The 17,450-nt window shown below is 69.6% G+C and carries 13 protein-coding genes; 7 read left to right on the top strand and 6 right to left on the bottom strand.

The annotated features are described in order from the left end of the window. Positions 1 to 92: 92 nt before the first annotated feature. Positions 93 to 728: a cutinase family protein gene (locus tag ACKY0W_RS17375; protein ID WP_409435093.1), complete on the bottom strand. Its 636-nt coding sequence runs from the start codon at positions 726 to 728 to the stop codon at positions 93 to 95. A 59-nt stretch (positions 729 to 787) separates the two neighbouring features. Next, the gene (locus ACKY0W_RS17370; protein WP_409435092.1) at positions 788 to 1,492 is read right to left on the bottom strand and encodes a cutinase family protein; all 705 of its coding nucleotides are present in this window, start codon (positions 1,490 to 1,492) and stop codon (positions 788 to 790) included. Between the two features lie 120 nt (positions 1,493 to 1,612). On the opposite strand from ACKY0W_RS17370, the gene eccB reads away from it, so the two are divergent. After that, positions 1,613 to 2,704 (top strand): type VII secretion protein EccB, encoded by a 1,092-nt coding sequence (gene eccB, locus ACKY0W_RS17365; RefSeq protein WP_409435091.1) that lies wholly within the window; start codon positions 1,613 to 1,615, stop codon positions 2,702 to 2,704. Here eccB and mycP read toward each other — a convergent pair. Continuing rightward, entirely contained in the window at positions 2,655 to 3,962 is a 1,308-nt protein-coding gene (gene mycP / locus ACKY0W_RS17360; RefSeq protein WP_409435090.1) for a type VII secretion-associated serine protease mycosin, read from the bottom strand. The genes eccB and mycP overlap by 50 nt on opposite strands. Positions 3,963 to 3,965: 3 nt before the next feature. Further along, positions 3,966 to 5,117: an EsaB/YukD family protein gene (locus tag ACKY0W_RS17355; RefSeq protein ID WP_409435089.1), complete on the bottom strand. Its 1,152-nt coding sequence runs from the start codon at positions 5,115 to 5,117 to the stop codon at positions 3,966 to 3,968. Positions 5,118 to 5,231: 114 nt separating this feature from the next. Between ACKY0W_RS17355 and eccCb the strand changes: the two genes are divergently transcribed. Both eccCb and ACKY0W_RS17345 read left to right on the top strand, forming a co-directional pair. Further along, positions 5,232 to 8,807 carry a type VII secretion protein EccCb gene (gene eccCb / locus ACKY0W_RS17350; protein WP_409435088.1) on the top strand — a complete coding sequence of 1,192 codons (3,576 nt, stop codon included), beginning with the start codon at positions 5,232 to 5,234 and terminating at the stop codon, positions 8,805 to 8,807. Next, complete coding sequence (locus ACKY0W_RS17345; protein ID WP_409435087.1) at positions 8,804 to 9,961, top strand: type VII secretion-associated protein; 1,158 nt, start codon at positions 8,804 to 8,806, stop codon at positions 9,959 to 9,961. The genes eccCb and ACKY0W_RS17345 overlap by 4 nt, the downstream gene beginning before the upstream one ends. 20 nt (positions 9,962 to 9,981) lie before the next feature. Here ACKY0W_RS17345 and ACKY0W_RS17340 read toward each other — a convergent pair whose 3' ends face one another. Beyond that, positions 9,982 to 10,842: a helix-turn-helix transcriptional regulator gene (locus ACKY0W_RS17340; RefSeq protein WP_409435086.1), complete on the bottom strand. Its 861-nt coding sequence runs from the start codon at positions 10,840 to 10,842 to the stop codon at positions 9,982 to 9,984. A 243-nt stretch (positions 10,843 to 11,085) separates the two neighbouring features. On the opposite strand from ACKY0W_RS17340, the gene gjpA reads away from it, so the two are divergent. Further along, the gene (gjpA, locus tag ACKY0W_RS17335) at positions 11,086 to 12,204 is read left to right on the top strand and encodes an outer membrane porin GjpA (protein WP_409435085.1); all 1,119 of its coding nucleotides are present in this window, start codon (positions 11,086 to 11,088) and stop codon (positions 12,202 to 12,204) included. A gap of 69 nt (positions 12,205 to 12,273) precedes the next feature. Further along, complete coding sequence (locus ACKY0W_RS17330; RefSeq protein WP_409435084.1) at positions 12,274 to 14,838, top strand: PGRS repeat-containing protein; 2,565 nt, start codon at positions 12,274 to 12,276, stop codon at positions 14,836 to 14,838. Positions 14,839 to 15,006: 168 nt separating this feature from the next. Here ACKY0W_RS17330 and ACKY0W_RS17325 read toward each other — a convergent pair whose 3' ends face one another. After that, complete coding sequence (locus tag ACKY0W_RS17325) at positions 15,007 to 16,452, bottom strand: PE-PPE domain-containing protein (RefSeq protein WP_409435083.1); 1,446 nt, start codon at positions 16,450 to 16,452, stop codon at positions 15,007 to 15,009. Between the two features lie 240 nt (positions 16,453 to 16,692). Between ACKY0W_RS17325 and ACKY0W_RS17320 the strand changes: the two genes are divergently transcribed. Together ACKY0W_RS17320 and ACKY0W_RS17315 are read left to right on the top strand one after the other, a co-directional pair. Next, positions 16,693 to 17,019 carry a WXG100 family type VII secretion target gene (locus tag ACKY0W_RS17320; protein ID WP_409435082.1) on the top strand — a complete coding sequence of 109 codons (327 nt, stop codon included), beginning with the start codon at positions 16,693 to 16,695 and terminating at the stop codon, positions 17,017 to 17,019. Positions 17,020 to 17,031: 12 nt separating this feature from the next. Further along, complete coding sequence (locus tag ACKY0W_RS17315; protein WP_409435081.1) at positions 17,032 to 17,328, top strand: WXG100 family type VII secretion target; 297 nt, start codon at positions 17,032 to 17,034, stop codon at positions 17,326 to 17,328. Positions 17,329 to 17,450 lie beyond the last annotated feature (122 nt).

The raw sequence follows: 17,450 nt of genomic DNA, 5'->3' as shown, positions 1-17,450 counted from the left end.
CGAGCGTGCACGGTTGTACAGCTTTGGCGGCGTGTCGGTTGGGGGCACCTCCCGCTTGCGGGGGAAAAACACGCTCCCTCGCGGGAGATGGGCTACAGCAGGCCGGCGACGAACGAGGCGGCCTGATTGGTCATGCCGGGTGTGTAGCCGGAGTGCGCGGAGAAGATGCGCCCGGGGGAGCAGATCGGGTCGCCGTCGGTGCACAAGTCGATGGTCTTGAATCCGTAGGCCGGACTGTTGGTCAGCGGCTGCCCGATCTTGGTCGACGGGTTGCCGAACACCGCGATCGCCGCAACGTGATCGGCGGCCTCGGGCGGTAGCGGGGCGGTGAAACCGAAGCCGGGCACCGGTGCCGCCGCCACGATGTCGATGATCGCCGCGCCCTGCGAGTAGCCACCGAGGACCAGGCGGGTGCCGGGGCAGTTCTCCACCATCCACATGACGTGCCCGCTGGCGTCGTTGGCGCCGTCGGCTGCCCGGCCGAAGTCGTAGCTGGCCGGGTAGTTGACCGCATAGGCGCCGACCGACCGGGACGTCCGCCCCCGCAGGGCGCTGACCAGGCCGTCGCCGACTCGGCCCAGGCCCGGGGGCTCGCTGGTCCCGCGGGCGAACACCACCTCGACGTCGGGGCAACCGTCAGCCGAGGCTGTCGGCATCGACGACGCGGTGGGGTCCATCAGGAGCGCTGCGGCAGCGGCCCCTGCCGCCAGGATCCGGAATGCCTTCATGGTGAACGATAGTAGCGAAAATAAGCCTTGATCAGCTAACTAAACCGGCGTGGGCCGCATCACGGCGCAAGCGTCGGTGCCGGACCCGCGGCTCGCAACCGGCCGGCCACGAAGTTGGCGGCCTGGCTGGTCAGGGCCGGGATGTAGCCGTCGGTGTGGTCGGTCCACTCGTTCCCGGGACCTTCATGGCAGATCGGGTCACCCGGGTTGCACAGGTCGATGGCCTTGGAACCGAACAGGACGCTCTGCTGGCTGATCGGCCCGCCCGTGCGGTCGGCGGGGTTGCCGAACGTGGCGACAGCCACCACCTGGTCGGCAAGGTCCGCGGGCAACTGGTTGCCCCAGGTGATACCGCCTACCTGCGTACCGGTGACGATGTCGATGACCGAGGCTCCCTGTGAGTAGCCGCCCAGCACCAGATCGGTGTTCGGGCAGACGTCGGCGGCCGCCTTGACCCGCCTGATCACGTCGTTGGCGCCGTCGCCGCCGCCCAGCTGCAGCCGGCCGGCGGGGTAGTCGACCCCGTACTCGTCGACCTTCTTGGAGGTCTGCTGGCGCAGCGAGTCGATGAATGCCCGCCCCACCCGGCCCACGCCGCGCGGTTCGCTGGTGCCGCGGGCGAAGATGACCTCGACGTCCGGGCAGTCGTAGGCGGACGCCACCGGGGCGATGCCGGGGGCCAGTGAAGACATTGCCGGGAGCGCCAGCAGTGCGCCTGCCATCAATGTCGCGGAAAAAATGCTGCTCAGCTGAACAAAACGCATACCCGAGATGGTACCGAAACAGAAATTCGATACCGACGGGCCTGTGGATGGCCGGACGCGGGCGCTGCGGTCTCGCGGTTAGCGTCGCCAGAACACCGATGACGGGAGTGGGTGGCCGAGATGGCCGGGCGATCGACGACGCGGCTGCAGCTCAGCGCCCACCGCTTTGTGGCCCGCCGGATGGAACGGGCGCTGCGGTGCGGGCAGGTGACAGGCGGCCCCGTCCCTGGCCGGGCCGCCTTGGGCTTGGGGTGGCTGCTCAGTATGGTCATGGCCGCGGGCGCGGTGGTGCTGGCAGTCCTATGGCCGCAGCCGGTCCTCGGTGACGCGCCCATCGTGCTGGATCGCGCGAGCGGGGCACTGTATGTCCGGATCGGCGACACGGTGCATCCGGTCTACAACCTCGCTTCGGCTCGGCTGATCACCGGTGCAGCCGACCCGCGACCGGTAGACGGCGGCGCCGTCGGCCGGGCCCGGCGTGGCCCGCCGCTGGGTATCCCGGGTGCGCCCGACGTACTCGGATCGGCACTGCCGGACTCCCAGACCTGGTCGCTGTGCGAAGACTCGGCCGGCACCACCCTCATCGTCGGGGCCGACCCGCCGCCATCCGCCCGCCTCGACCCGCAGCAGCCGATACCGGTCCACTCCGAGTCCGGCGCACTGTATCTGTTGCGCGACGGACGTCGGGTTGCGGTCGACCCTGCCGGACCGGTGCTGGACTCCGCCGTATCGAGACGTGTCTCGGCGTTGCTGCTGAACGCGATCCCCGAAGCGCCCTCGGACCCGGCAGACCACCGCGCGATGGGTTTCAGGGTGGGCTCGGCCCCGGTGGCGCTGTGCGCGCACTGGCGCGCGGATGATCCGGGCGGGGTCACCCTCTCGAGTGGGGTAGGCCTGCCGGCGGGAGCGGCGCCGACCGTGCTGGCTCAAGCGGACGGGCCGGGCCCCGCCCTGGACGGCGTCTACCTTCCGCCGGGACACAGTGCCTACGTGCGCGCGGTCGACAGTTCCGGCCACGCCGGGGGTACGGGATATCTGATCGCCGACAGCGGGGTGCGGTTCACCGTCGACGACGACGATGCGGCGCGCAGGCTGGGGCTTCCCGCGGTGGCCGCCGGGGTGCCGTGGCCGATGTTGGCCGGTTTACCGGCCGGCCCCCGGCTCAGTCGGGATCAAGCGTTGTTGGGTCGCGACGTGGTTTCCGGCCCGTGACCGCCCGGCTGGTGACGGCTGCCAGGAGCAGTGCCAGGAGGACAGCCGTGCCGAAGATCGCGGTGTGCAGCCCGGCGGGCGCGGGTTCGGCAGCGGCTTCTGAGTCCGGGGCGGGACGGGGGACAGGCGCGGCAGGCCGGGGCTGCTCTCCGGAGGCCGCCACCTCAAAGGTGAGCGCCGCCAACGGGTCTACCACTCCGGCGCCGACGACGTCATCACGCCCGCCGGGTGGGTGGTGTGCGGTGTCCTTGATCCGGTCCATCACCTGCCGCGGCGTCCACTGTGGGAACCGCGAGCGGATCAGCGCGGCCAGACCGCTGACCACTGGCGCGGCGAAACTGGTGCCGCGCAGCGCCGATCCGTCGGCGGTATCGGCCATCGCATCGCCGACGGTGCTCAACGACAGCACCGCTTCGCCGGGAGCGGCCACGTCGACCCATGGGCCGGGCAGGGTGAACGCCGAGGCAGTGCCGCGGGCATCCACCGAGCCCACGGTCAGCACATAGTCGTCGTACCAGGCCGGAGTGACGATCATGGGTCCCCCTGCGCCGCAGCCCTCGTCGGTGTTGCCCGCCGCTGCGACGACGACGCTGTTCTTGACCTCGACTGCATACGCCAGGGCGGCGCCCAGCGCGCGGTCATCAAGGCCGGAGCTCGCTGGCCGGCAGGCCACCGCGGAGATGTTGATCACCGACGCGCCCAGGTCGGCCGCGGTGCGCACCGCCTTGGCCAGGGTGTCGACATCGCCGATTCCGGGGCCATCGCCGCGGACGGCGAACTTGGCGCTGGATGCGCGAATGCCGATCACGGTGGCCAGCGGTGCCACGCCGCTGAACCGATCGGTTGCGGGATCCGGTGCGGCCGCGATGATTCCGGCGACCACGGTGCCATGCCCGTCGCAGTCGCGGGTGCCGTCGCCGGCGGACACGTAGTCGCCGCCGCCGATCAGACCCGGCAGCCGCCGGTGCGCCGTAACACCGGTGTCGATCACGGCAACCCGCTGGCCGGCCCCGCGGGTGAGCGCCCAGGCCGCGGCCAGGTCCAGTCCGTCGAGCTGGGTCGGTGCCCCACCCGGACCCAGCGAGCCCACCGTGCACACCTCGCGCTGGACGGTGCGGTGTGCCGGAGCGGCCGGCGTCGGCGCGGGCAATCGGGTGTGGTCGATCGGGGGCGGTGCGACCGCGTTCGCCGGTGGTGCGCACGGTGTCGCTGCGATCAAGGCGACCGCCGCCAACCGGGCGATCCGGGTCCACCGCACGGGTCAGCCCAGATTCAGTCCGCGGGCGAGGCTGTACAACCCGCACAGCCAGCAGGTCAGCGGCGCCAGCGACCCGAGGGCCAGGCCCTCGATGATTTCAGCGCCACGCCCGATCAGCGGGGACATCCTGGGCGTGGCGAAGCCGAGGCCCAGCACCACCGCCATCAGCAGCACGGCTGCCGCCGCCGGCCATTGCGCCGTCGTGTTGCGCGCCGCGCCGAGCAGGGCGATTCCCACCGTGGCGGTACCGCCGGCAACCAGCGCCGCGATCTGCACGCCGTCGGTGAGCGAGCGGGCCCGCAGCGTCAGTGCCACACCGGCCGTCGCCGCGAATACCGCGCCGACCAGTCGGGGCGCCCCGCCAACCGGCGGCCCGGCGACCACCGCGGCGGCGCCCAGAGTCACCAGTGCCGCGGCACCCGCCACCAATCCCGTCAGCAGATCGTGCGCCGCGCCCACCTGCGCTTCCCGGCGGGCGAGCCCGGTGGCCGCGGAGACCATCCGGTCGGCGATGCGGATCATGCTGACTCCGGCGACAGCGGCCACGGCACCCACTCGCGTCGGCGCGATCCCGGTGACCGCTGCGGCCATTCCCGCGACCGCGGCCAGTACCGCCAGCCCGGCCAGGCAGCACAACGTCGTGCGTACCGGCCCGCTCCAGCCGCTCGGCGGGACGCTCATCAGGGCGACCGTCCCTGCCGCCGCGGCCGCCAACAGTGCGTTCGGGGATCCGGGACCGCCGGGAATCGCCACGAAGCCGGCAACACCGGCCAGCCCGGATGCCGCCAGCGCGGCACTGAGCCGGCGCGCCGCCGGACCCCAGGGCCGCTCCTTCGTTCGCACCGCGGCCGCCACCCGTTCTGCCGGATCGTCGAACAGCACCCGCGGAGCCCGGCATTCGGCGTGCGTCAGCAGTAGTATCGATCCATCTCGGATGCCTTGTTGGGAAAGGGTTTTCGTTCCATCGAGGGCGGCCTTACCCGGCTCGGCCAAGCGGTAGGGGCGCAGTGGTTCCGGGCCGGTCCGGTGCGGTATCAGATCTGCGACAGCCGGGATCAGGGCCGCCACCGGGACCCCGGACGGGAGCGTCAGATCGGCGTGCGCGGTGTCGGCGTGTACGGCGACCCGGTACATGCCGGAATCCGGAGTCGACACGTCGCGTTCTCCTTTCGGCTTCGTTGGCCGCACGCTACCGCCGCGGCGAGGGAGAGGTTTTCGGCTATCCACAGCTGACTTGCCGGTGAAATGGGCGCTGTCTACGGTGTGCCGATGACCGGTCCCGTGTTGACCGCGATCTCGCCCCCGCCGCCGTCGCGGGGTGAAATCGCCGTCGCCGCACCGCCATCAGTGCCCGAAACCGAGTCTCGGATGATGCTGACCCGGTTGCTACCGGCCGTCATGGCAGTGGGGATGCTTGCCGTGACCGCCGTCGCCTACCGCTCGGGAACTCCGGCCGCACGCAGCCCGCTGTTCGCTCTGTTCCCGCTGATGATGCTCACATCAGCGGTGGCAGCCGTACTCGCCGGACGAAACCGGGGACGTGGCAGCGACATCGACGACGACCGCGAAAACTACCTGGCCTATCTCGGCGAGTTGCGTGAGTGCGTGACCGACCGGGCCGCCGCCCAGCACGCGTTTGCGGTGTGGTCGCATCCGGAACCGGATGCACTGTGGGCGCTGGTCGGCGGGCCCCGAATGTGGGAGCGCGGACCCGGCGATCCCGCGTTCGGTTCGGTGCGGTGGGGGATCGGGTCGGCCGTCCCGGCCACTCGCCTGGTGGCGCCGTCGCGGGATCCGGCGCGGCGGGTCGATCCGGTCACCGATGCCGCGCTGCGACGTTTCCTCGAGACCCACGCAGCGATAGCCGAGGTGCCGGTCGAGCTGACGGTGCTGGGCCCGGCGCCGCTGCTGCTCGACGGCGACATGGAGCGGGGGCGAGGTCTGTTGCGTGCGCTGATCTGCCAGCTCGCGGTCCTGCACGGCCCCGACACGGTGCTGATCGCGGCCGTCGCAGGTCAGCCTTACTGGGATTGGCTGAAATGGCTACCGCACCACCAGCATCCATCGGCTTCCGACGTCGGCGGTCCGCTACGGCTGACCTACCCTGACCTGACGGCCGCCGAAACCGGCTTGGCCGGCCGGCGGGCGGTAGTGATCATCGACGATGTCACTGGTCTGCGGGTGGCCGAGGCAGGTGCGCGAGGCGTTGCTCGCCAGCTGCACGTCACTGCGGCGACGCTGCGCGACTCCGATGGCCACGTCGGCCGGCCGGATTTTCTGGCCCTGGCCGACGCGACGGTGTGCGCGCGGCGACTGGCCGCACACCTGCCCGTCGGCTCCGGCGATGGGCAGGGGTGGGCGCACCTGCTGGGCATCGGCGACATCGACCGCTTCGACCCGTCGGCGCAATGGGCAGGTGCCGCGGCACCGCGATTGTGCGTCCCGATCGGCGCCGACGCGAGCGGAGATCCGGTGTGGCTGGACGTCAGAGAGGCCGCCGAGCGGGGCAGCGGGCCGCACGGACTGTGTGTCGGCGCCACCGGCTCGGGCAAATCGGAGTTCCTGCGCACCCTGGTGCTGGGCATGACGGCCAGACATTCACCCGAGGACCTGAACTTGGTGCTGGTGGACTTCAAAGGTGGCGCAACCTTTCTCGGCTTCGAGCAGACCAACCATGTTTGTGCGGTGATCACGAACCTGGCCGACGAGGCACCGCTGGTGGAGCGGATGGGCGATGCGCTGGCCGGCGAGATGCACCGGCGCCAGCAACTCCTGCGCGCCGTCGGGGCATCCGGCATCGCCGCATATCGGCAGGAGCGGACCGCGCAGCCGCAGCTACCGCCCCTGCCTGCACTGCTGGTCATCGTCGACGAGTTCTCCGAACTGCTGCACCAGCATCCCGACTTCCTCGACACTTTCGTCGCCATCGGTCGGCTGGGCCGATCACTGGGAATGCATCTGCTGTTGGCCAGCCAGCGACTAGAGGAGGGCAGGCTGCGCGGCCTGGAATCGCACCTGTCCTACCGGGTGTGCCTCAAGACGATGTCGGCCGCCGAATCCCGGATCGTGCTGGGCACCAGCGACGCCTACGAACTGCCCAACACCCCCGGAATTGGGTTCTTGCGGACCGCCGCCGGCGCGATACGGCGATTCCAGACGGCCTACGTCTCCGGGATGTACCCGCGTCCTAGAGCGGCCTCTGCCCCGGTACGCCCGTTCACCGCAGCGCCGCTGGGCCCCGCCCTGGAAGGGGTCGATCCGGCCGGACGCACCGTGCTGCAGACAATGCTGCAGCGATTGTCCGGGCACGGACCCGCGGCACGGCAGATATGGCTGGCGCCGCTGGGAGATTCCCCAGCCTTGGGATCCCTGCTCGACGTCGACCATGGCGATCTGACGGTTCCCGTCGGCGTCGTCGATCGGCCCTTCGACCAGCGTCGCACCGCCTTGTCGATCCGGTTGGATGGCGCCGCCGGACATGTCGCCGTCGTGGGCGCCCCGCAATCGGGCAAGTCGACCGCGCTGCACACGCTGATCGCCGCGCTGTGCGCCACCCACGATGCGACGCGGATCGCGTTCTACTGCTTGGACTTCGGTGGCGGTGCGCTCTCGGCGATTCGAACCCTGCCGCACGTCGGGACGGTGGTCGGACTTGGCCAACCCGATCTGGTTCGGCGGGTGGTCGCCGAGATGGAGACAATCCTGGCGCGGCGCGAAGCCCAGCGGGCCGGCCGTATTGCGGACATCGAAGGCCCGGCCCCGGACATATTCCTGGTGATCGACGGATGGGCCGCCCTGTGCCGGGAATTCGAACTGGAGGCCAGGATCGTCGCGCTGTCCGCCCGCGGTCTGTCCTTTCGGGTGCACGTGATGCTGGCTGCATCGCGGTGGGCCGAGGTGCGGCCCGCGTTGCGTGACCTGATCGGCACCCGTATCGAGCTGAGGCTGGGGGATCCGGCCGAATCCGAACTGGATCGCCGCCAGGCTCAGCGGGTTCCGCAGGGCCGGCCCGGGCGCGGCCTGACTCACGACGGCATGCACATGCTGCTGGCCCGCCCGCAGGGCTGGGAACCGATGCACCACCCCGACGGTGCCGTCGCACCACCGATCCGGCTGTTGCCGACCCTCGTCGACCGGGCCGAGCTGGCCGCCCACCCGACCGGCTTGCCGGTCTTGGGCATCGACGAACGCGAACTCGACGGTGTTCCCGTCGATTTCGGCCGCCAACCGCACCTGCTCATCCTGGGCGACAGCGAATGCGGCAAGACCTCGGTGCTGCGAACGCTCTGCCGCGAGCTGGTGCGGGCGCACCCCGCCGGGCAGGCTCAGCTATGGGTGGTCGACTATCGGCGGGGCCTGCTGGACGTGGTACCGACCGGACATCTAGCCGGTTACGCGGTGTCTCGGCCCGCGCTGACAGCGCTGCTGCCGAGCCTGACAGACCAGCTGGCCGAGCGGATGCCGGGCGCCGACCTCGGCTCGCAGCAACTGCGCGCCGGGTCTTGGTGGTCCGGGCCGCAGCTGTATGTGGTGGTTGATGACCACGACCTGGTGGCCGCCGCCAGCGGCAATCCGCTGACACCGCTGCTGGAATACCTGCCACATGCCGCCGATCTCGGGCTGCACCTGATGGTGGCCTGCCGCAGCGGGGGAGCGGCCCGGTCGATGTACGAGCCGATGCTGACCGCGCTGTCGGATCTGGGCGCGATGAGGCTGATGATGAGCGGGGTCGCCCCGGACGGCCCGCTGAGTTCGGTTCGACCGGCAATCCTCCCGCCCGGGCGCGGCACCCTGATCACCCGCGCGGACGGTGAGCGGCTTATTCAGGTGGCGTGGGAACCATGAGCCTCGGGCATCGGGCGGTGATCGAGGCCGGACCCGCAACCATCCGCCGACTGTGTTGCGGCGGAGCTGAATCGGCGGACGCCGCAGCGGCGCTGGAGTGGATCGATGACCCGGTCGGTCTGGTCGATGGGCAACCGGTCGCGATGCCCGAGCTCTTGCGCGAGGCGCTGACCTGCTCATTGCCCGTTGAATCGGTCGAGCTCATCCATCCGTCCTGGTGGCCGGTCCGCAGGGTGCAGCTGCTCGCCGCGGCGGCGCGAGTGCTGACCGGTGAGGTGGTCACCCGATCGCGGGCAACGGTGCTGGGTGCCGCGGTGGTTGTGGAGATCGCCGCCGGTCTGGTGGCCGTCGCGGGCGCCGATACCACCGACGTCGTCGCCGAGCCGCGCCTCGGCGCCGTCGGTGCGGTCGCCGACGCGGTGGCAGGCCGGATACGTGCGGCGGTGCGGGAACGTCCCGGCGCTGTCGTGGTCGACGCACCGGTCGGGATCGGTGGGGCCGCGGCGCTGGCTGCGCTGATCGAGGAGCGGCTGCGCCCCGGGGTGCGGGCGACCGTGGTCGATCGGCTGCCGCCGGTTCGCCTCGCTGCCAGTACGCCGGTCGCCAACCCGGCACCCGTCGGTCGCCGGCTTCGGTTGGCCCCGGCCGTCGTGGTCGGCTGTGGGGTCGCGCTCACCCTCCTAACGCGTTGTTCCGCGCGGCCCGCCACCGAGACGCCGGCTACCTACCTAGTGGAAGGCCATGTAGCGGTACAGATTCCGGATGGGTGGTCGACGCGACGGGTGACAGATGGGCCAGGGTCGGACAGGGTGGAGGTGGTCTCGCCCAGCGACCCGCAGCTGGTGCTGCACGTCACCCAAGCGCCGGCCGCCGGTGACACCCTGACGGCCATCGCAGAGCCGTTGCAGCGAGCCCTGCAACGCGCTGAAGCCGAAACACCCGGAGTATTCACCGATTTCGCCCCGGAAGGTGCCAGCGCGGGACGCCCCGCAGTGACCTATCGGGAAGTTCGCAACGGCCGCCATGTCGATTGGGCGGTCTTGGCCGACGGTGCGGTGCGCATCGGAATCGGGTGTCAGAGCGAGCCGGGAGGCGAGGACGCGTTGCGTGTGGTGTGTGAGCAGGCGGTGCGCTCTGCCCACGCGGTCAGCTGAGGATGTGAAGTCGCCGACCGTCAAAGGGGAGGTGGGGGAGACTTTCGCCATTGGCTGGGTGAAACGCCGTGTGTTTGGCGAAACTGCCTGGTGAAGTAGGCCGCATCCGGTAGTCCGACCCGCTGGCCGATTTCGGTGATCGACAGCCGCGTATCGGTCAGCAGCCGGCGGGCTTCGCCCATGCGCCGCTGGGTGATCCACTCCAGGACCGTGCGGCCGGTGCGGCGGCGCACGACGGTGGTCAGATGCCCCGCCGATACCGAGACCTCACGGGCGACTTCGCGTAACGAGAGCGGTTCGGTGTAGCGCCGGTCGATGGTGGCGAACACCTCGGCCAGTAGGGGTTCGTCTTCGTGACGCAGACCGCCGATGGTGTCGGCGGCGAGTCGGGTGAGCTTGACCAGCAGCAGGGTCAGTAGAGCCGATATCGCTTCGCGATCTCCGTCTTGGCGTTGCCCGAGTTCGGATTTCATCGCGTTGAGGATGTTGAAGATCGCTGGACGATCAGCGACGGGTAGCTCGATGCGCAGCAGGCCGTCTTCGTTCTCATGCAGGAACAGGCAGAGTAGCGGATGTGATCGCCAGGAGAGCCACGGCGATGCGCTGTCATGGCCGACCGCTGCTGGGTCGAAGAACACCGCGATGCCGTCGTCGGCGCACTCCACTGCGTCGGGACCGACGGTGGCGCCCATCGCGACCACGTAGAACACCCCGGTCGACCGGTCGCACCACAGGGCCGGGAAGTTGTGGATCTGGCCGTGTTGGGACAGCCTCTCCCGTCCCACCCGGGCCACCACCACCGGTGGCAGGTGTGGGTCGGTCGGATAGTCGTAGACCTTCACCCCGGCGCGCTGACGCACCAATCGGGCCGTAGGAAGCATGCGCCGACGATAATCCAAACCTGCGGAAGAACGTCCTAACTTCACAGAAAAATGACGGTTAGCTTTAAGTCGTGCTGACTGAGATGCGCTGTTATTGCTGCGGATTCATATCGCGTGGGCGACCGGCGCTGCCGAATACCTGCATTTACCTGAGAAAACTCTGGTAAGCCTCGCCTTTCTTTCAGCGCGCCAGCTAACCCAAATCCGACCCGTGCTCGTGCCACAACCTTGAGGAGATCTCCCTTGCGCGCAACAATCCGCCCCTACGCCAGCGCTGGTGTCGCGATCGTGGGCGCTGGCCTGATCGCGGCCACTCCGGTGGTCGCGCCGCTGCCCACTGTCGGCGCGGTGCGCGATGTGGCGCTGACTGCGAGCAGCGCGTGGGACGAGGTGTTCAATGCGGCGTCGCAGAACCTGACGCAGATGCTCAACAACTACTACCTGGCGCCGGGGATTGCGTTTCAGCAGTTCTTCGCCAACCAGATGCACTACGCCCAGCAGCTGATGGATGACCCGGCGAACATCACCGCGGTCACCGAGCAGATGCGCCACAACCTGGATGCGCTGCTGACCGGCTACACGATGACCAATGCCTCCGAGGAAACCCTCAACATCGTGCTGAGCCACACCTTGAACGCCGGCAGCCTCGCCGACGGCCTGGGTTGGTACGACATGTTCGCCGGGCCGTTGGCGTCGCTCGCGGGCGGGATGTTCCCGGCGGATCTCATCCCGATCATCCACTTCCTGTCCTCACCGATGAGCGGGCTGATCATGGGTTCGGTGGGGCCGTGGATCGCGCCCGGGGTCGGCTTGCTCAACAGCATCACCGACGGTGACAGCCTCGGCGACACGCTGGCAAACGTGTTCGGGGCCTCCCTCAACGGTGCAACCTTGAACCTGGACAGTCTGCTGCCGATGATCAATGAAATGGCCGGCGGCATGCTGCCGGACGGCATGGGCATCGGGCACCTGGAGGTCGCCTTCGGCGGTTGGCTCACCGCCGGCAATGTGGCAATCGATCCGTATCAGGTTATGGGTGCAGGTGGCGAGGTTATCGCCGAGACGCCCGCGGTGGGTGGCTCGATCCTCAACAGCGTCGGTATCGAGCTCACCGGTGTCCCGGTGCTCGGCGCCCTCAACATCGGCAGCAATGCGATCGGCCCGTTCGCGGCGATGCAGGCCCTCGGTCAGACCGTCGGTGCGCTGTTGGGTTCCGGTTGGGACGGCAAGGGCGCGGTGCCGGTCACCCCGCCGCTGGCCGGTGTCGATCTGCCGGTGATTAACGATCTCGATGACGGTGGTGCCGGTGGCGCTGCGGCTACCGACTGGTTCGCCGACTTGGTGGCGGGGCTGGGTCTGTAACCCGCTCTCGACGTAGATCCCCTAAAAACCCTTCCCAAACCAGACTTTTCACACGAGAGGTATTCACACATGAGTTACCGCAATCGCATGATTGGCGCCGGCAGCGCCGTGGCGGCGTTTCTGGCGTTCGGCATGACGCCGTTGGCGCCGGCGCCGGCTGCTTCGGCTGATTTTGAGGATCTGTTCAGTTTCGATTGGTTGGTCCCGACGGCCGCCGATGTCGACGTTCCTGGCTCGGCGGACGCGTTCGATATGTCGGCGATGTTCGGTGATTTCAACGTGGCCACGTTGTTTGATCAGATGTTCTACAGCCCGTTGCACATGCTGACGGAGTTCTGGATCAACAACCCGCTTGGTGAGATGGTCAACGGCGCGATCAACACCATCTCGGGGCAGTACCTGATCGGTGACGGTATCGATGGGACCGCGGAGAACCCCGATGGTGGCCATGGTGGGCTGTGGTTCGGTGATGGTGGTGCCGGTTGGAACAGTGATGTGGCCGGGGTTGTCGGTGGCAACGGTGGTAACGCGATCGGCTTCGGCAACGGCGGCGATGGCGGTGACGGCGGTGCGGGTGCGGCCGGCGGCAACGGTGGCATCGGTGGGGTCTGGATGGGCCACGGCGGCGACGGCGGCGCCGGCGGCATTGCGACTCTGGCGGGCGGTTTCGGTGGCGCCGGTGGCGATGGCGGCGCGGCCATGGCCTGGATGTTCGGCAACGGCGGGGCCGGCGGGGCCGGCGGCACGGGCATGGACGGCACCCAGAACGTCAGCGGCACGGGGATGAGCGGGGGCCAAGGCGGCAACGGTGGGGCCGGCGGTGTCAGCGGATACCTGCTCGGCAACGGCGGCAGGGGCGGCGCCGGCGGCGCGGCCGGCGACGGTGGTAACGGCACGAACGACGGCACCAACGGACTGGCCGGTGGCGTCGGCGGCCGCGGCGGTGTGGGCGGTCTGGGCGGCGCCCGCGGTTCCAACTTCTACGGCGCCCCGCTCTACGGCAGCGCCGGCCAGGCCGGTGACGGCGGGCACGGCGGCAACGGCGGCGTCGGCGGCGAGGCGGCCACCGACGCCAGCGGCCACTTCCTCGGTAGGGGCGGCGACGGCGGCGTTGGCGGTGACGGCGGCGCCGGCTACGCCGGTGGCGACGGCGGCAACAGCGGCAACGGCGGCTCCGGCATCAACGGCGGCAACGCCGGCGGCTGGGGCGGCAGCGGCGGCTACGGTCTGGGCAACTCCGCGACCACTGAAGGCGCCGACGGTATCGGTGGTCACGGCGGCAACGGCGGTGTCGGTGGGAATGCCACCGGCGCGGTCGGGGTGACCGGCACCGCCGGCAACGGCGGCTCCGGCGGCCAGGGCGGCTACAGCGGTTCCAACCAGGCCGGCGGCGACGCCGGTAAGGCCGGGGCCGGCGGTAACGGCGCCACTGACGACAACACCATCCAGACCATCGGCGGCCGCGGCGGTTACGGCGGCGGCGGCGGAAACGGCCAGATCGCCGGGGCCAGCACCGACGGTGCCGCCGGCGGCACCGGCACCTACAAGGGCGGTGACGGCGGCGGCGGTGGCAACGGCGCTCAGGCCGCCAACGGTGGTGCCGGCGGTAACGGCGCCGACGGTGGCGTGGCCACCGGCTGGAAGGACGCTGACGGCACCATCTGGAGCATCGGCGGCAACGGCGGCAACGGCGGCGGCGGCGGTCAGACCAGCGCGAACATGCTCACCGGCGGCACCGGCACCGGCGGTGTCGGCGGTCAGGGCGGCAATGGCGCCGACGGTCTGACCGGCCCCGGCGTGGTCAGCATCGGCGGCAACGGCGGGTGGGGCGGCAACGGCTCCGCAGGTAGCGGCGCCGATGGTGGTGCCGGTGGTAGCGGTGGTTCCGGTGGTAACGGGACCGCCTCCGGTGGAAACGGTGGTAGCGGCGGCAGCGGTGGTACTTCGGACACCACCGGAAACGCAGGAGTCGGCGGAGCGGGCGGAAACGGCGGCAACAGCGGCGGTGTAGCCACCCCGACCAACACCTTGGGCATCGGGCCCAGCCACGCCGGTAACGGCGGCAACGGTGGGGATGGCACCACTTCCTACGGCGGCACCAGCAGTGTCGGCGGCGCCGGCGGCAACGGCGGCAACGGCGCCGGCAGTGTCAACGGCGGTAACGGCGGTAACGGCGGTACCGGTGGTCGCGGCAATTTCGGGGCTGATGGATCGACCGGCAACAACCCGCTCACCGGCGCCCCCGGAAAGGTTGCTGGTGGCGACGGCGGCGACGGTGTCACCGGCGGGGTCGGCGGCAAGGGCGGCAACGGCGGCAACTCGGAGAACGGTGTCGGCGGCAATGCCGGCAACGGCGGGCGCGGCGGTGACGCCGGGCAAGGCGGTAACGGTGGCGCCGGCGGTGTCGACCCGACCACCGGAGCCGGGTTGGCCGGCGGTAACGGTGGCGATGGCGGTAACGGCGCGGCCGGTGGCGCGGCGGGCACTGCCGGGCAGGGCGGGGCCGGTAACGGCGCCGCCGGCACGGTGGGTGCGGGCGGTGCCGGTGGTGCTGCCGGTAACGGTGGCGCCGGTGGCGCCGGCGACCCGGTCGGCCCCGATGGCAACCCCGGCAACCCGGGCAACCCCGGCTAGCCAGTACCTCTCGACACGGTCGCCGGGTCCCGCTACGGGACCCGGCGATCGTGCCATTTGCGGGGCGTCGTTACAGCGAGCCCCCTTAACGCGAGGGTGCGTGTCTGTACAGGACACGCCGCGCAGAATCGTGCGTCTGCGCACGCTCGCCGTGGTCCGGGCGGGTGGTTAGAGCAGCGCGCCGATCAGCATCAGCGGGGCGAGTCCGACCAGCGCTGCCAGTGGTTCGCCGATCGCGTCGAGTGGGTTGCCGGCGGCCATCTCGGTGTTGAAAAGCTCCACGGCCAGCGGTGGCAGAGTGAACAGCAGCGCGCTGGCCATGTCGACCGCGGGGAGGCCGGTGTGGGTGAATGACAACTCCCCGAAGCCCTGGGTGAACCAGTTCGCGGCGCCGGCGAGGAACGTCGAGAGGTAGTTCGAGATGTCGTCCGGTGATCCGTCGAGGTTGAACGCGGCTATCGCGGAGTTGATGATCGGACCGAGTACGTAGTCCATGGTCTGGGGCGAGATCAGTTGGTAATTGGTCGGATCCATCAGGGTGTTGAACGCATCCTGGAACCCCTGTTGTAAACCGTTCAGCAGGGCGTCGGGAACTTGGTCCAGGACACTTTGGGGCGGCAGAAACCCCATGGGAGTGGGCACATCGGCGAACCCCGGCGACCAGCCGTTGTCGATGCTGCCGTAGCCCAGATTGACCAACACCGACAAGCTCGGCTGCAGCAGATCCGCCAGCGGATTGCCGACCACCGGAATCAACCGCAACGGGTCCAGCAACGGCAGGCTGGGCGACTCGATCATGAAGTGGTTGGTCAGCGAGTCGGCCGTCGACGTCGGGAGTTGGATCGCGTTGTCGACCTGATCCGGTGTCAGCCCCAGGTACGCGATGTGGTTGAAGACGATGCCGAGGTAGGCGTTGAGATCCGACAGCAGGTTGATCGGGTACTTCGGGAAGTCCGCGAAGCCGTCGTATTCGTAGGTGTAGATGTCGGTCGGGGAGATGTCCGACGGTGTCGCACCGCTGAAAGTAAGCCCCAGGCTGGTGGCGTCGGGAGTGTTGCCGTCCGGGACCGCGAAGCGTTCCAGCAGGCCGCCGTTGGGATTGCTGGGGTCGCCCAGCAGCACGAAGTGCACGTCGTTGGGGTCCACCCCCTCGCTCGCCAGCCGCGACATCAGCAGCGAGTCGATCGTGGAACTCTGCGAATAGCCGCTGACCACAACGGGATTGTCGTGATTGACTCCGCCGGCGGCGATCTGCGCTTTGATCGCGTCCAGGATGATCTGCTGGCCCTGGGCCGTCGAGTTGTCGAACGTCATGCTGAACGGGCCGGTGAACGGATACAGCGACTCCGGTGTGGTCACCGCCCGCATGTCGCCGGTGAAGCCATGTGGTTGCAGGTAAAGCCTGTCGAACGCGTTGAGCCAGCCCTGGCTGGGAGTTGCGACGAAGCTGGCGCCCATGATCAGGGCGGTGCCGTCCCCGAGCGAGGATTCAGTGGCGGCCAGTAGCGCCGACGCATGTGCTGCAGCCGCTGGTTGCACCGGCGGAACGACCAGCGTGCCGGCGCCGGTGATGACCAGTCCAGCGGTGAGATAGGCGCCCAGAGCTAGCTGCATTTCCCCTCCTCGATGCAGTCGACGGGCCGGACGCAGCAGTCAGCTCAAGGCGTACGGTCCTCGTTCTGCATTTATGTCATCCAGGCGGTGGCCGTGGACGGGGAATGCGCAGATCGACGCGTCGGCCCGTACGACAACGCGCTGCGGTTGCAAAACCCGATGGAACCGAACCCACCCGGCCGCAGTCGAACTACATATCAACGCGACTGAATCGCGGCCGCCGACCGATATGGGGGAGACGTGACCACACCCGCAGCCACCAGCACACTCAGCGCCGACTTCGACGTCATGCTCGCCGTCGCGGCGGCCACCGACGCCCGCAACGAGGAAATCCGGGGGATGCTGCAGGCGTTCGTCGGCAAGATGCGGGCGGTGCCGCCGTCGGTGTGGTCGGGCCTGGCGGCTGCCCGCTTCCAGGACGTGCTGGACCGCTGGAACACCGAATCGCTGAGGCTGCACCACGCGCTGGCGCGCATCGCCGAGACCATCCGCCACAACCAGCGGGCGCTGCGTGAAGTAGCCGAGACCCACTCGCACCACATCGCCGCCGCCGGCGACGGAATCTGAGTGGGGCCGGGTATGGACGCCGCATTGTCGTACAACTTCGACGAGATCGAATATGCCGTCCGTCAGGAGATCCACGCCACGGCCGCCCGGCTCAACGGGGCCCTGGAGGAGCTGCGGTCGCAGATCGCGCCCCTGCAGCAGGTGTGGACACGGGAGGCGGCCGGTGCCTACCACGCTGAACAGCTGCGGTGGCAGCACGCCGTCAGTGCGCTGAACCAGATCCTGTTCGATCTGGGCAGCGCCGTGCGCGACGGCGCCGCCGACGTTGCCGATGCCGATCGTCGTGCCGCGGGAGCTTGGGGCAGCTAGGAGAGTCTGCCCCCGGAGCACGGTGTGGCCCCGAAGGAGGAGAGCCGACGGGGCCACACCGGCATCTAGGCTGGCCATGGCGGCTATCGGGGTGTGACGCCCCGTTTTGACCTGCGCGGATC

It is taken from the genome of Mycobacterium sp. SMC-14 (assembly GCF_046250075.1).
Taxonomy (GTDB): Bacteria; Actinomycetota; Actinomycetes; order Mycobacteriales; family Mycobacteriaceae; genus Mycobacterium.
This window is presented reverse-complemented; position numbering and strand designations above follow the sequence as displayed.